8 protein-coding genes are annotated in these 15,678 nt (G+C 38.2%); all 8 read right to left on the minus strand.

The annotated features are described in order from the left end of the window. Positions 1–7,450: GEVED domain-containing protein (locus tag JHK64_RS07075; protein WP_199568290.1), on the minus strand; the 7,450-nt coding region annotated here is incomplete at its 3' end. 520 nt (positions 7,451–7,970) lie between these two features. Beyond that, complete coding sequence (gene pepV, locus JHK64_RS07080; RefSeq protein ID WP_199568291.1) at positions 7,971–9,380, minus strand: dipeptidase PepV; 1,410 nt, start codon at positions 9,378–9,380, stop codon at positions 7,971–7,973. Between the two features lie 9 nt (positions 9,381–9,389). Beyond that, a complete protein-coding gene (locus JHK64_RS07085; protein ID WP_199568292.1) occupies positions 9,390–9,992 on the minus strand; it encodes a nitroreductase family protein in 603 nt (200 codons plus the stop codon). A gap of 118 nt (positions 9,993–10,110) precedes the next feature. Then, on the minus strand, positions 10,111–11,895 hold the full coding sequence (gene uvrC / locus JHK64_RS07090) for an excinuclease ABC subunit UvrC (RefSeq protein ID WP_199568293.1): 1,785 nt from the start codon (positions 11,893–11,895) through the stop codon (positions 10,111–10,113). A gap of 42 nt (positions 11,896–11,937) precedes the next feature. Next, positions 11,938–12,639, minus strand: a complete 702-nt coding sequence (locus tag JHK64_RS07095; RefSeq protein ID WP_199568294.1) for a YjjG family noncanonical pyrimidine nucleotidase — start codon at positions 12,637–12,639, stop codon at positions 11,938–11,940. A 95-nt stretch (positions 12,640–12,734) separates the two neighbouring features. Next, on the minus strand, positions 12,735–13,364 hold the full coding sequence (locus JHK64_RS07100; RefSeq protein WP_199568295.1) for a hypothetical protein: 630 nt from the start codon (positions 13,362–13,364) through the stop codon (positions 12,735–12,737). Positions 13,365–13,658: 294 nt separating this feature from the next. Continuing rightward, positions 13,659–14,999 carry a sensor histidine kinase gene (locus JHK64_RS07105; protein WP_199568296.1) on the minus strand — a complete coding sequence of 447 codons (1,341 nt, stop codon included), beginning with the start codon at positions 14,997–14,999 and terminating at the stop codon, positions 13,659–13,661. Next, positions 14,983–15,654, minus strand: coding sequence for a response regulator transcription factor (locus JHK64_RS07110; protein ID WP_199568297.1), 672 nt, complete (start codon positions 15,652–15,654; stop codon positions 14,983–14,985). The genes JHK64_RS07105 and JHK64_RS07110 overlap by 17 nt, the downstream gene beginning before the upstream one ends. Positions 15,655–15,678: the final 24 nt, after the last annotated feature.

Below are 15,678 nucleotides of genomic sequence, written 5' to 3' on the forward strand. Positions count from 1 at the left end.
GCGTATACTTAGCTGTGACAGAAGTGCCATTAACATCAACACGTTTAACGGTTACGCCACTTCCTGTGCCTATGAAGGTTAATTCTGGAGTGAAGGTAACAGTGCCATCTGGTGCAACGGTATAAGTACCTTCTCCTAGAATAGTTACTGTTGTGCTACCGTCTTCAAAGGTAGCCGCTACTGTGTCATCCATCGGAACTGCAACATCACCTTCTGTGAAGGTTGGTTTGCCTGTTTGCACTTGACCTTGGAGACCTGTTGAGGTGGCATCTGTACCGGTTGGTGTTACTGCTGTTACTGTTGGCGTATAGTTAGCTGTGGCAGAAGTTCCATTGACATCGACACGTTTAACGGTAACTCCAGTACCAGTTCCTGTAAAGGTTGGTTCTGGCGTGAAGGTTACCGTACCGTCTGGTGCGACAGTATAAGTCCCTTCTCCTGGAATAGTTACTGTTGTGCTACCGTCTTCAAAGGTGGCTGGAACACTATCATCCATCGGAACAAGTGGGTCACCACCTGTGAAGGTTGGTTTGCCTGTTTGCACTTGACCTTGGAGACCAGTTGAAGTGCCATCTGTACCGGTTGGTGTTACTGCTGTTACTGTTGGTGTATAGTTAGCTGTGGCAGAAGTACCATTAACATCAACACGTTTAACGGTAACTCCAGTACCTGTGCCTGTGAAGGTTAGTTCTGGCGTGAAGGTAACAGTGCCATCTGGTGCAACGGTATAAGTTCCTTCTCCTGGAATAGTTAGTGTTGTGCTACCATCTTCAAAAGTGGCTGGCACTGTATCATCCATCGGAACAAGTGGGTCACCTGCCGTAAAGACAGGTTTACCGGCTTGTACCTGACCTTGAAGACCCGTTGAGATTACATCATTTCCTATTGGCAGAACCTCAATCACCTTTGGCGTATACTTAGCTGTCGCTGAGGTACCATTGACGTCCAATCGTTTTACAGTAACTCCGGTTCCTGTGCCTGTAAAGGTTGGTTCTGGGGTGAAGGTTACCATACCATCTGGTGCGACAGTATAAGTCCCTTCTCCTGCAATAGTTATTGTTGTACTACCGTCTTCAAAGGTGGCCGGCACCGTATCATCCATCGGAACAAGTGGATCACCTGCCGTAAAGACTGGTGTACCGGCTTGTACCTGACCTTGTAAACCTAATGAAGTCACAGAATTTCCGGTTGGTGTTACTGCTGTTACTGTTGGTGTGTATTTAGCTGTGGCAGAGGTGCCATTGACGTCCAGTCGTTTTACAGTAACTCCAGTACCTGTTCCTGTGAAAGTTGGTTCTGGAGTGAAGGTTACCGTACCGTCTGAAGCAACGGTATAAGTTCCTTCTCCTGCAATAGTTATTGTTGTGCTACCATCTTCAAAGGTGGCCGGCACTGTATCATCCATCGGAACAAGTGGGTCACCTGCCGTAAAGACTGGTGTACCGACTTGTACCTGACCTTGTAAACCTAATGAAGTCACAGAATTGCCGGTTGGTGTTACTGCTGTTACTGTTGGTGTGTATTTAGCTGTGGCAGAGGTGCCATTAACATCCTGTCGTTTTACAGTAACTCCAGTACCTGTTCCTATGAAAGTTGGTTCTGGAGTGAAAGTTACCGTACCGTCTGACGCAACGGTATAAGTTCCTTCTCCTGCAATAGTTATTGTTGTGCTACCATCTTCAAAGGTGGCTGGAACCGTATCATCCATCGGAACTACTGAAGCTCCTCCAGTAAAAACAGGTGTACTGGTTTGGACTTGGCCTTGGAGACCTGTCGAGGTGACATCAGTTCCGGTTGGTGTTACTGCTGTTACTGTTGGTGTATAGTTAGCTGTCACTGAGGTGCCATTGACATCAATACGTTTAACGGTAACTCCGGTTCCTATGCCTGTAAAGGTGAGTTCTGGCGTGAAAGTTACAGCACCGTCAGGTGCAACGGTATAAGTTCCTTCTCCTGCTATCGTCTTGCTTGTGCTACCATCTTCAAAGGTGGCTGGAACCGTATCATCTATTGGAACAAGTGGATCACCTGCCGTAAAGACTGGTGTACCAGTTTGGACTTGGCCTTGAAGACCGGTTGAGTTGGCATCCTCACTTGTTGGGGTGACTGGTTTAACTGTTGGCGTATACTTAGCTGTCGCTGAGGTGCCATTAGTATCAACACGTTTAACGGTAACTCCGGTTCCTGTGCCTGTAAAGGTTGATTCTGGCGTGAAAGTCACTACGCCGTCTGAGGCAACTGTATAAGTCCCTTCTCCTGCAATAGTTATTGTTGTACTACCGTCTTCAAAGGTGGCTGCCACCGTATCATCCATTGGAACAAGAGGGTCACCTGCCATAAAGGCTGGCTGCCCGGTTTGTACCTGTCCTTGTAAACCTGATGAAGTCACAGAATTGCCTGATGGAGTGACTGGTTTAACTGTTGGCATATACTTAGCTGTCGCTGAGGTGCCATTAGTATCTACTCTTTTAACAGTAACTCCGGTTCCTGTGCCTGTAAAGGTTGGTTCTGGCGTGAAAGTCACTACGCCGTCTGGTGCAACGGTATAAGTTCCTTCTCCTACTATCGTCTTGCTTGTGCTACCATCTTCAAAGGTGGCTGGCACCGTATCGTCCATCGGAACTACTGGAGCTCCTCCAGTAAAAACTGGTTGCCCGGTTTGTACCTGTCCTTGGAGACCTACTGATGACACATCAGCACCTGCTGGTGTTACTGCTGTTACTGTTGGTGTATAGTTAGCTGTGGCAGAAGTACCATTAACATCCACTCGCTTAACGGTAACTCCGGTTCCTGTGCCTGTAAAGGTGAGTTCTGGCGTGAAAGTCACTACACCGTCTTGTGTAACGGTATAAGTTCCTTCTCCTACTATCGTCTTGGTCATACTACCGTCTTCAAAGGTGGCTGGTATCGTATCATCCATTGGGACAAGTGTGGATCCACCAGTAAAGCCTGGTTGCCCAGTTTGTACCTGTCCTTGGAGACCTATCGATGACACATCAGCACCTGATGGTGTTACTTTAGTCACCTCTGGCGTGTACTTAGCTGTCGCTGAAGTGCCATTAATATCTACTCGCTTAACTGTTACACCAGTACCTGTACCCGTAAAGGTTGGTTCTGGCGTGAAAGTCACTACGCCGTCTGAGGCAACTGTATAAGTCCCTTCTCCTGCAATAGTTATTGTTGTACTACCGTCTTCAAAGGTGGCTGGCACCGTATCATCCATCGGAACCACTGAGGCTCCTCCAGTAAAGATTGGCTGGCCAGTTTGTACCTGTCCTTGAAGACCGGTTGAGGTCACATCACTTCCTGTTGGCGTTACTTTAGTCACCTCTGGCGTGTACTTAGCTGTCGCTGGAGTGCCATTAGTATCTACTCGCTTAACTGTTACACCAGTACCTACACCTATAAAGGTTGGCTCTGGTGTGAAAGTCACTACACCGTCTGGTGTAACGGTATAAGTTCCTTCTCCTACTATCGTCTTGGTCGTACTACCGTCTTCAAAGGTGGCTGGTATCGTATCATCCATTGGGACAAGTGGGTCACCCTCCGTAAAGACTGGTGTACCAGTTTGGACTTGGCCTTGAAGACCGGTTGAGGTTACATCACTTCCTGTTGGCGTTACTTTAGTCACCTCTGGCGTGTACTTAGCTGTCGCTGAAGTGCCATTAGTATCTACTCGTTTAACTGTTACACCAGTACCTGTACCCGTAAAGGTTGGTTCTGGCGTGAAGGTTACAACACCATCTGAGGCAACTGTATAAGTCCCTTCTCCTGTGATAGTTATTGTTGTACTACCGTCTTCAAAGGTGGCTGCCACCGTATCATCCATTGGAACTACTGAAGCTCCTCCAGTAAAGATTGGCTGGCCAGTTTGTACCTGTCCTTGAAGACCGGTTGAGGTCACATCACTTCCTGTTGGCATTACTTTAGTCACCTCTGGCGTGTACTTAGCTGTCGCTGGAGTGCCATTAGTATCTACTCGCTTAACTGTTACACCAGTACCTACACCTATAAAGGTTGGTTCTGGCGTGAAAGTCACTACGCCGTCTGAGGCAACTGTATAAGTCCCTTCTCCTACAATAGTTATTGTTGTACTACCGTCTTCAAAGGTGGCTGCCACCGTATCATCCATTGGAACTACTGAAGCTCCTCCAGTAAAGATTGGCTGGCCAGTTTGTACCTGTCCTTGAAGACCGGTTGAGGTCACATCACTTCCTGTTGGCGTTACTTTAGTCACCTCTGGCGTGTACTTAGCTGTCGCTGGAGTGCCATTAGTATCTACTCGCTTAACTGTTACACCAGTACCTACACCTATAAAGGTTGGCTCTGGTGTGAAAGTCACTACGCCGTCTGAGGCAACTGTATAAGTCCCTTCTCCTACAATAGTTATTGTTGTACTACCATCCTCAAAGGTGGCTGCCACCGTATCATCCATTGGAACCACTGAGGCTCCTCCAGTAAAGATTGGCTGGCCATTTTGTTCCTGTCCTTGAAGACCGGTTGAGGTCACATCACTTCCTGTTGGCGTTACTTTAGTCACCTCTGGTGTATAAGTGGCTGTAACAGTTGTTCCATTTTTATCTGCTGCCTGTATAGTAATACTTGGAGAGGTACCGTAAAAATCTTTTTCAGGATTAAAAATAATACTATTATTAACCTTATCTAGAGAATATGTCCCAACCTTTTTACCAGTATCATCAAAAACTGCAACTGGCTGATCAGTGGGTTGTCCAGAAAGATCTAAAAGAATAATGGAATCATTGTCAATTTCAGCTTTAGGAGTGCTTGCACCACGGATAAAATTAACTGTTAGTCCTGTATTAGAACCATTTTCATCTATTACAAAAACAATTGATGAGGTTTGTATTTGTCCTTGAAGACCTATTGTATGAGATGAATTTGATGTTGGTGTTACACGAATTACAGTTGGAATATATACACCATCCATTGTCATTTGACCATTAATACCATTATTAATATTATCCAAACCATTTAATGATGTATTTGAAGTCCAACCTGTAGTTTGACCATTTTTATCTGTTGCTCTTATAACCACACCATCTGCTGTACCATAAAAGCTAGCTTCAGGAACAAAAGTCACTGTACCATCTGATGTAACAGTATAGGTTCCTTGTCCTTGTTTAGTGTAACTGGTTACCAGATTTCCATTTGGGTCAACAATTTTAATTGCTTGAGTTGTATCAATAGTATTTTCTGAGTTGAAGTCAGTCTTTAATTTCCCATAAGCCGTGAAATTAATGGTAGCTGTTTGTGGTTCACCTTGATTTCCTGAGGTTTCTTTTCGTTCACCTTTTGGTGGATGAATAGTTTTTATTAGAAAATCTTCTACCTCACCAGAAGTTGCCAAATCAATTGGCAATTCAATTTCTTCAGATTTCAAAGCAATTCTAACACGAGCTCCAAGTGCCGATATTTCTGTATCAACCACTTGAGGAGCATTTTGAAAAACAAGATCAATTTGACCATCTGTAGTAACTTCTGTCATCTCAGATGATTCATTTTCTTCAAATTTCCCATTATTATTAAAATCAATCCATCCTTTAACAAAAGCTTTATCATTTCCATTTCTATTAGCTTTAATTGAAAGAGTGTATTCTTGTTTTTCAGCTTCATGAATCACAAATGGATTGCCGTCAGCAGATAACTGGTTATCACCCTCATCTCCAATATCATTGTTGTCATCTCTAATCCACTCATCACCTGTTCCTTGGGTATCTGATTGATCTACATCAAAATCAGGTTTTTCTGTTCCAAGAAATGGAGAAGTTACTCCCGGAGTATTTTTAATCGCATGTGCCACATAACCATATGAACCTGGAGCATCACCTATATCAGTCAGTAAAAAACCAAGTTGAGCAGACTGCCCTCCAGAAGTATTCATATATATTCCAACTTCTGTAGCTCCTGTAGTTGCTACTACAGGAACACTATGAGAGTTTTTAGATGTTCTAACCCCTCCAAAAACTTTTGAACCAAGGCCACCCGTTACTTGATCAGGATTCGCCCAATACTCAGGCTTGAATCCAGCATTTGAAATACTTGATAAATCAGTTTCAGAGTTCACAGTATATCTAACATTACTATCCCTTTGCTTAATATTAGCAATTTCTTCAAAACCTGAACCATTTGTAGTAAAAATATTGGTTTCATGAGGTCCAGCTTCTTCACCATCAGCCATAAGAATAGTTGCAGGGACTTCTTGTCCTTTATAAATTGCAGTTACTTTTAATTGCAACCCAACATTAAATCCTCCGCCATCAACACCAAAGTTAGTAAGTCTATTTTCTGTACTTAAACCCGCTAATCTTACATGAGACCAGTTGGGATCCTGAGGCTTTAATACAACTCTTGCAGGTTTGTTTCTAAGACGCCAATTACCATTATCTGATCGGTATCTATTAACAGCGTTAGGATTATAGCCTTTTGCAGGATCTCCTCCTGTAAGATCTTTATAGTAATCAGTAGCTTCAAAAGGTGTTAAACCAATAACTTCTGCTTTGACAGTAAATCCAGGAGATATCTCTTTTTCAAAAATTGTTCCAACCTTGAGTGCTTTTTTTCCGTTTACAATATCAACATTGGTAATGTCATTATCATCTGTAAAATCAACCCAAACAATTTGTTGGCTTAACCTAACTAAGTCAAGATTTTTTTCTCTTGGTGTTGTTACACTCATCTGAGCAGCTGTATCAGATCTAAAATCTGTACCATAAGGGATGGGATCCCCTTCATTTGAAGGACGATTCATTGCAGAAGTAGAAGGAACCTCACTTTTCTCAACAGAAAATGATTTTGTCACTTCTGATTTTGGTGCTATAATCTGATTATCATCACTTTGAGATAAATTTGAATCATTTAATGATGCCACTGCTTGATTATCTTCAATTGCAACATCTTCATTCTTTTTATCAAGATTATCATCAGTTGCTTTCTCATTCTTTTTGTTTTCAATGGAAGCTAAGGTATCTGAATTTTCAGTAGTTTCCTCATAATTCTCAGAAAGTAGGTCAGTGTTATTTGAAACATTAGTTTCTTCAAAAACTTCGGTATTTTCTTCTATAACAGGTAACACAACCGTACTATTTTCAGCAACAATTTCTTCTGAATCACTAGAATTATTAACAACTTCTGTTGTTGCTAACACTTCCGGACTTACTAAATCATTAGTTGAATTTTCCTCTTCGCTTGCTTCCGAAATAGCGATGGTATTAGGTGTTTCGGTCATTTCCACAGCAGTTAGATTTTCTGTTTCTTCTGGATTACTAATTTGTATCAATGTATCATCCAAAGATGAAACTGATTCATCTGCTTGTACGGTACTAGAAAAAACAGCAAAAACAGTTCCTATCAAAACAGAGGCAGCTCCTATTTTGAATTTTTTGATGGTAAATCTCTGCTTGCTTTCTAAATTCTTTTTTTCTTTTGACATATAATCTCCTTAATATAAAAATGGCCAAAGGTACTAAGTTTACTACAAGTATAGGCTTTATGAAAGCGTTTGTCAATTATAATGGTTTAAATCATTAACTTGTTGATTTTTTATTGACTAAGAAAAATCACCCCTTTTCATCTGACAGAATTTAGATATCATTCATTAGTAAAATTAACCTTTACCATCTTTCTATATAATGATGAAATAATACAATGTTCTAACTTGAAAAAGTAAGACTTTAGATTTTTTTCACTCAATATGATTAACTTTAATCCTCTCATTAACAGAGATATTATTTTCCAAAATAAATAACTAATAAATAATGAATAAAATATGCTGATAGTCTTAATAAAAGATTGAAATATTTTTAATCAAAATAATATATGATAAAGTTCTTCTTTACTTTTTAGACATCAAAAAGTTAATTAATCGTTTAATAAATAAAGTAAAAAAAGAAAAAACCCTTTGCTTCTATAAAAGGCAAAGGGTTAAAACATATGCTATTGTTTATTATATTTTATTTGATAAGCTCATAAATGGATTCAGCATAGATAGCTGCTGCTCTGTATAGATCCTCTACATCGGTAAATTCATTGGCTTGATGCATGGTATTTTCATAGCCTGGGAACATAGCACCGTAGGCAACACCACGCTTAAGAAGACGACCAAAGGTACCACCTCCAATAATCTTTTCTTCACCTTTTAAGCCGGTATGTTTTTCATAAACATTTAACAAGGTAGCAACAAGTGGGTCATCCATTGGCACATAGTGTGGGATGTGACCATGTTCTGATACAGTTACTTTTTCAACGCCTGCCAATTTTTCAAGAACTGCTTTAATCTTTTCTGGTGTTGTGCCTTGAGGGTAACGCATGTTTAAGGCGATAGTATTATCATCAGACATTTCATCAAAGTTGAAAACACCGGCATTCATGGTTAACTCACCCATTTTGTCATCAGTGTATGCTATGCCAACATTTTTGCCATAGTAATCTTGATGGAGAACATTACCAATCAAGGTTAGGAAGGCTTTTGCAGGTCCATCAAAATCACAATTAGCAATAAAGCTAGCAAGATATGTTGCCCCATTGATACCTACTTGAGGAGACATCCCATGAGCAGATTTACCAATTACAGTGATGACAATTTTACCATCTTCTTCTGTCACTGTTCCAGAAATTTCAGGATTTTCTGCCACGTATTTATCAAAAGCAGATTTTGTTTCAGCAAGTGTCAAGTTACCAGAAATAATGGCTGTAGCAGACTCAGGAACCATGTTTTCACGAAGACCACCTTTAAAGCTGTGAAGCACTAAATCCCCTGAATTCTTCCCTGAAAAATGAAGGTACTCAGTGATATTTCCTTTTTCCCCATTAATGATTGGAAATTCCGCATCAGGAGAAAAACCAAAGTCCGGTAATTTTTGGTCATTATGTTTGAAATAATAATCCATATCACCCCAACCAGACTCTTCATCAGTACCAACAATAAAGCGAACTTTTTTTGAAACAGGAAGCCCTAATTCTTTGATGATTTTTAGACCATAGTAACACGCCATGGTTGGTCCTTTATCATCTGAAGAGCCACGCGCATAGAGTTTGCCGTCTTTGATAACTGGTTCATAGGGGTCTGTTTCCCAATCACTACCGGCTGGCACGACATCGAGATGGGCAAAAATACCTAAAACCTCATCACCGTCACCATATTCAAATTGACCGGCATAATTGTCAATATTTTTAGTGGTATAGCCGTCACGCTCAGCCATTTTTAAAAAATGATTAAGGGCATTAACAGGACCTGGTCCAAAAGGATGAGTGGCATCTGCCTTATCATCTTCACGCTCAGACTTAATTCTTAGTAAGTCGAGTAAATCTTTCATCATATCATCACGACGTTTTGCTACTTCTTGTTTAAAATCTACAGTCATTATTTCTCCTTATCTTTTTTCAATTAATTCATCTACAGGTATACGGAAATTAGCTTCTAGTTTTTCATCGGTATAGCCAACACTTAAGACAATTTCAGGTCTAAATCTTGGATCAATTCCCAAAACGTCATTAGCTTTTGATTTGTCAAATCCCATTAAAATATTTGAACCAATTCCTTGGTCGGTTAAGGCTAAGGCAAGATTCATAGTAACCAGACCGATATTAAAGGATAAAAATTCTCCTTTTGTTTTTTCATCATATTTCTCAAGCATTTTTGGATAAACAGTTGCATAATTACCAAGCTGTTCATCAGAAATTTTATTGACCGCAAAACGAGCAATCTTTCTGGCACGTTTAGGAAGATCAGTATCACTAAAAATGACAATGGCACATTGTGCTTCCTCAATTTGTTTGACATTACGACCAAGCATGATATCAGCAAGTTCTTTTTTCTTTTCTTTCACAATAACAAACTTCCATGGTTGAATGTTAAGAGCACTTGGTGCCAAAGTGGCAATCTCGATAGCAGTTCTCACATCATTCAAATCGACAGGTTTGTCGTTGAAAGAGCGAGTGGCATGACGTTTTTTGTTCAGTTCTAGAAATTTCATAGTTAGTTCCTTTCTAAAAGCTCTAATAATAATATTTTATCATTTTTTGCAAAGGATTTCAGCCATTGATGACATAAAATTAATAGGTAACGACTAAGTAATTATTGTTGTCTGTCAGCTATTTTTGAACGGACTCTTCTTTTAACACTTCCAAGACTGTTTTTGCAACTTTTTCAGGAATACCAAGTGTAACAATCTCTTCAACACTAGCTTCTTTTATCTTGGTCAAACTCTTAAAGTTTTTAAGCAGTTTTTGTTTTCTTTTAGGTCCAAGTCCAGCAATACTGTCCAATTTAGAAGAAAAAGAATTTTTACTACGGACTTGTCTATGAAAAGTGATGGCAAAGCGGTGAACTTCGTCTTGCAAGCGATGAAGAAGAAAAAATTCTTCAGAGTTTCGTTTTAAATCAATCACCTGTAAAGGATCACCAAACAGTAATTCATGGGTTTGGTGCTTATCATTTTTTTGCAGCCCTGCCACTGGAATCGCTAGTTCAAGTTTCTTTAACACCTCCTTGGCTACTGTCATCTGCCCTTGTCCACCATCGACAACAATTAAATCAGGTTGAGGCAGTCCTTCATTTTTTAAACGACTGTACCGTCTTTTAATCACTTCTCTCATCGATGCGTAGTCATCGGGACCAACAACTGTTTTAATCTTATATTTACGGTAATCTTTTTTACTTGGTTTACCGTCTATAAAAACAACCATGGCCGAAACAGGACTCGTTCCCATAATATTGGAGTTGTCAAAGGCTTCAATATGATGAGGAGTGGCAATATTTAGTTTTTTTCCAAGGTTTTCAATCGCTCCCTTGGTTTTCTTTAAATCTTTTTCTAGGAGGTCAAATTTTTGTTGGAGACTCATCCTAGCATTTTTTGTCGCTAGATTAACCAACTGCTTCTTTTCACCCCGTAAAGGTTTAACGACCTTACTTGAAACCAAAGCTGAAACCATTGTTTCATCGATATCTTGAGGGATAAAAATCTCCTTGGGTGTTAAGTGTTTGTTTTCTTGATAGAATTGACCAATATAGGTCAAAAAATCTTCCTCAGGCTCATTGTAGTAAGGAAACAGATTGACATCTCTTTCAATCAGTTTTCCTTGTCTGACAAAGAAAACCTGTACACACATCCAACCCTTATCAATCGCATAAGCAAAGATATCACGGTCAATCATATCTTGATGCATGATTCGTTGCTTGGTTCTTAGTGTGGCTATTGCCTGTAAGAGATTGCGATATTCTGCTGCTCTTTCAAATTCTAATGCTTCAGCAGCTGTTTGCATTTTTTCCTTAATTTGATTAACGATTTTATCATCTTGTCCGTTTAGAAAATGCTTAACATCATTAGCCATAGCCATAAAAAATGCCTTATCAACATGGCAAACAGTATGCGCCATACACTGTCCTAAATGATAATAAAAACAAACTTTTTCTGGTGGATTAGTACATTTTTTGAAAGGAAAAATACGATCTAGCATTTTTTTGATATCATTGGCTGCCCCTGCATCTGGATAAGGACCAAAATAACGACCGCCATCTTTTTTGACTTGTCGCGTAATAACAATTCTAGGATAATCCTCATTAGTTATCTTGATAAAAGGATACGATTTGTCATCTTTCAAGCGAATGTTGTATTTGGGCTTGTTTTCTTGAATAAGATTGATTTCAAGAAGGAGGGCTTCCGTGTTTGAGTTGGTAACAATAAACTCAAAATCTTCTATTTCAGAAACAAGCATTTCTGTCTTTGTGTCATGACTTCCTCTAAAATAAGAACGGACACGATTTCGAAGATTTTTTGCCTTACCAACATAGATAATCTGACCATTTTTATCCTTATGAAGATAACATCCTGGACTATCAGGTAATAATTCTAATTTGTGTTTTATACGTTCATTCATAACATTATTATAACAAAAAAGGAGCAAATGCTCCCAAATAGACTATGATTTATCAAGATTTAAAACGACACTTAGTAATTCTTCCAAGCTTTTAATTTCAAACGTTGGTTGGATATCAAGTGTGTTTACTTTTTTATCAGGATTATACCAAACAGTATCAATGCCCGCATCTTTACCACCTTTGATGTCGGCTAAAAGATTATCGCCAATCACAAGAGCCTCACGCGCTTTAAAGGCATCAATAGCTGCTGCTACATGATTAAAAAAAGCAATGTCTGGCTTGTGATGACCGATTTTGTCTGAAATAAATACCTGTTTAAAATAGTGACTGATTGGCGAATAATTGAGGCGGTTTTCTTGAATGGTGGTAATGCCATTAGTTACCGCATAAAGTTGAAAATTTTCTTTGGTTAGTCTCTCTAATAAACTTGTTACAAAAGGATAAACGTCGCCTTGTTGACCAAGATAGTACTCATAACGTTTTGCCCAGAAAAGACCATCTTCTGTGCGATTAAAATGAGTAAATAAATTGGCAAAACGTGTTTTAACCAAGACTTCTTTTGTGATTTCTTTTTTTGATAAAGACTCCCACATAGCCTTATTCATCGGCTTATAATAAGCCATATAAGAAGAAATATCATTCACATTAGCTTCTTTTAATAGTAAGGTCAAAGCTTTTTCTTCTGCCAATTCAAAATCAAACAAGGTGTGGTCTAAATCAAAAAGTAAAAATTTATAATCCAAAACATATTCCTTTCTGTGTGAGAACGTTATTTTATTATATCACAAAAAGCAGTCAATTTTTTTGACTACTTGATTTTTCTAAACAATTGACATTTCTATACATAATAACGTTTTAAACCAACAATAGCTAGAGCTGACCAAGCAAAAAGAACAATCATTGTTGAAATTGCAAGTGGTACCGAAACTGCTTCTGCATAATAGGTTCCAATTACCTGTAACAATGTAGTAATAACAGTCGCTAAACCTACTATTTTTGAACGACTTAAAACAGCAATGGTTATGACACATGGTACTAATGCCAGTGACACCAAGTGTAATCCAGCAAATAATTGATTTGCTGAAAGTAGGGCGAGATCAGCTGTTAGTGATAAGCCATTAACAGGATAGACCAATCTGCCAAGAGCAAATACAGTATAGATAATGCCAATTGTCAAAACGAAAAACAAAGCAAGCATAATTGAAGATTGAAGAGGCATTTGTTTGTTTATTTTATGATGCAACAATAGAACTGCTGATAATAGTGTTGGTGCACTAAACACTAATAATTCATCTGCTAACTGTAAAATAACTTTCTGTTTTTGCGCCCATAGGATGACACCATTAGCATCAGCTGACGTCATGGGAAGAGTCATCGCAATTAGTATTGAAGCAACAGCTAGTAAACCAAATCCTAGAAGCCATAAAATGCTGTAAGTGACAAAAGGTCTTTTCTTTAGATATTTCATACTATCTCACTCCTTTCATAAATCCTTTTAAAGAACACGTTATCATTTTAAAAATTTAGTATAAGCGATGAACCGACAAGAAAACTAGCTAGCTTTGTCAGATTATCAAGAGATGTCCTTTTATTTAGTCTATTACTTTATAAAACACTTTAATAAATAGTAAAGCTATTTATTTGAAACTTGAAATCAAGCACTATTTCACAATCCTTATAATAGCTTTATTATATCACAAAAAAGCAGTCAGACTTTTTGCTCTGACTACTTTTACTCTAATAAATCATCTAAGTAAAACCATTACTTCTTCTTAAAAATAACTCTAAAGTCACTACCTTGATTTTTTTCTGAATCTACACTGACTTGTGCTTTATGGAGGGTTGCTATTTCTTTAACAAGTGACAAGCCAAGACCTACTCCTTTTGTGTGTCTTGAGCTATCAATTCGATAGAAACGATGCCAGATTTTTTCAAGCTCATCTTTTGCAATCCCTTTTCCATTGTCTTTTATACTAAGAATAACATCACTTTCCGTTTGAGTTAAACTGATTTTAATGGTGTCTTTCGTAAATTTGAGTGCATTAGAAACCAGATTATCAATCAAACGTTTTAACAAAATAGGATCGCCAACTAAACTGATACCTTCTTCAATCTGCGTGTCCAAGAAAATGGATTGATCACTAAATAGTCTTTTACTATCTTCAACAAACTGTCTAACAAATTGAGAAAAATCAATAGTTTCCATTGTCAACTGTGTCTTATTTTCTGCTCTGGTTAATTCTAAAATTTGCTCAACCAATTGTTTCATTAATTGTGATTGTCTATGGATGACATCGAATGATTCTTTAGCATCTGATAAATTTTCAGCGTATTTTTTACCGTATTCACTCTCAGAAAGAATAACTGTTACAGGTGTTCTCAGTTCATGAGAGACATCATTGTTAAATTGTTTCTCTCGTTTAAAGGAATTCTCAATAGAGTCAAGCATGGTGTTTATCACTTGAGCCAGAGTGGTTAGTTCATCTTTTTTATCAGAAATGGCAATGCGTTTACTGTAATCTTTCTGAGTTGTTATTTCTTGAGCTGTTTGATTAATCTCTTCAATCGGTTTGAAGGATTTTTTAAGAATCAAATAGCCGCCTAAAATAACAATCATCATCATCAAAGGTAAAACAATGATAACTGTTAAAAGCAAGGTCTTTAGCTCTTCATCCATCTGATTTTTAACTCGAATAGCTCTTAGCCATTGACTACTGTTTAGAATTGCCAAGTCATAATATTGAAAGGTTCTATTATTAATTTTCACATCTGTGATTTGTCCAATGTTTAATGGTGAATTTATGTCAAAAGACTGCGGATAACTCCCTTGAATAACCTGACCATTACCATTATAAATAACATAATAGATGCCGTCATCAAAGGACTCAAAATCATCAAAGTCATCATCTAATTCACCAACCATTTCAAGGGCACTTGATTGTAATTCTTGTTGACCTGCTGTTTCTGAAATATTACGAGAAACGAAAAATGACGCTACAAAAACTATTATTAAAATAACAAAGATAAAAAAACTATACCAGAGTGTTATTTTTTTAATGATACTTTTTTTCCCTGAGGAAGTCTTTTTATTCGGGAATGACATAGCCAAGCCCTCGCTTCGTTAGAATAATCGATTGTTCTTGATCAGTGTCTAGTTTTCGTCTAAGATTTTTGATTAGAACATCAATGATATTTGATTCTCCAACATAGTCTAGATTCCAAACATGTTCACGGATTTGTTCTCGCGAAAGCACTTGATTACGATGGCGCGCTAAATACTCCAATAACTCATATTCTTTACCCGTCAGATCAATCAACTCCTTGTTCTTTCTGACTTGCTTTAATGATAAGTCAATCTCAACGTCATGGATGTTAATAATGTTAGAAAGAACCTTGCGATTGGTTCGTCTCATCATTGCTCTAAGACGTGCCATTAATTCATCAAAAGCAAAAGGTTTTGTAAGGTAGTCATCTGCTCCTGAATCAAGACCAAAAACACGGTCCTCTAAAGCATCCTTAGCAGTAAGCATTAAAACAGGAACTTGATTACCACTATTTCTTATTTCTTTGAGAAATTCAAAGCCATCCATTTTAGGCATCATGACATCTAAAATAATCACGTCATACTCACTAACAGCAACATAATCAAGGGCTTCTTGACCATTATAAGCACTATCAGTCGTATAGTGTTGTGTTTTTAATAATTTAGCGATACTTTTGTTCAAATCAAACTCATCTTCAACAATTAAAATTTTCATTTTGCAATCCCTTTCTTATTTATT

This window comes from Streptococcus zalophi (assembly GCF_016481285.1).
Taxonomy (GTDB): Bacteria; Bacillota; Bacilli; order Lactobacillales; family Streptococcaceae; genus Streptococcus; species Streptococcus zalophi.

What these genes read in the sequence shown, in the direction of transcription:
- uvrC (WP_199568293.1), bottom strand. Translation starts at nt 11,895, where the DNA reads ATGAATGAACGTATAAAACACAAATTAGAATTATTACCTGATAGTCCA.
- JHK64_RS07085 (WP_199568292.1), bottom strand. Translation starts at nt 9,992, where the DNA reads ATGAAATTTCTAGAACTGAACAAAAAACGTCATGCCACTCGCTCTTTC.
- JHK64_RS07110 (WP_199568297.1), bottom strand. Translation starts at nt 15,654, where the DNA reads ATGAAAATTTTAATTGTTGAAGATGAGTTTGATTTGAACAAAAGTATC.
- pepV (WP_199568291.1), bottom strand. Translation starts at nt 9,380, where the DNA reads ATGACTGTAGATTTTAAACAAGAAGTAGCAAAACGTCGTGATGATATG.
- JHK64_RS07105 (WP_199568296.1), bottom strand. Translation starts at nt 14,999, where the DNA reads ATGTCATTCCCGAATAAAAAGACTTCCTCAGGGAAAAAAAGTATCATT.
- JHK64_RS07100 (WP_199568295.1), bottom strand. Translation starts at nt 13,364, where the DNA reads ATGAAATATCTAAAGAAAAGACCTTTTGTCACTTACAGCATTTTATGG.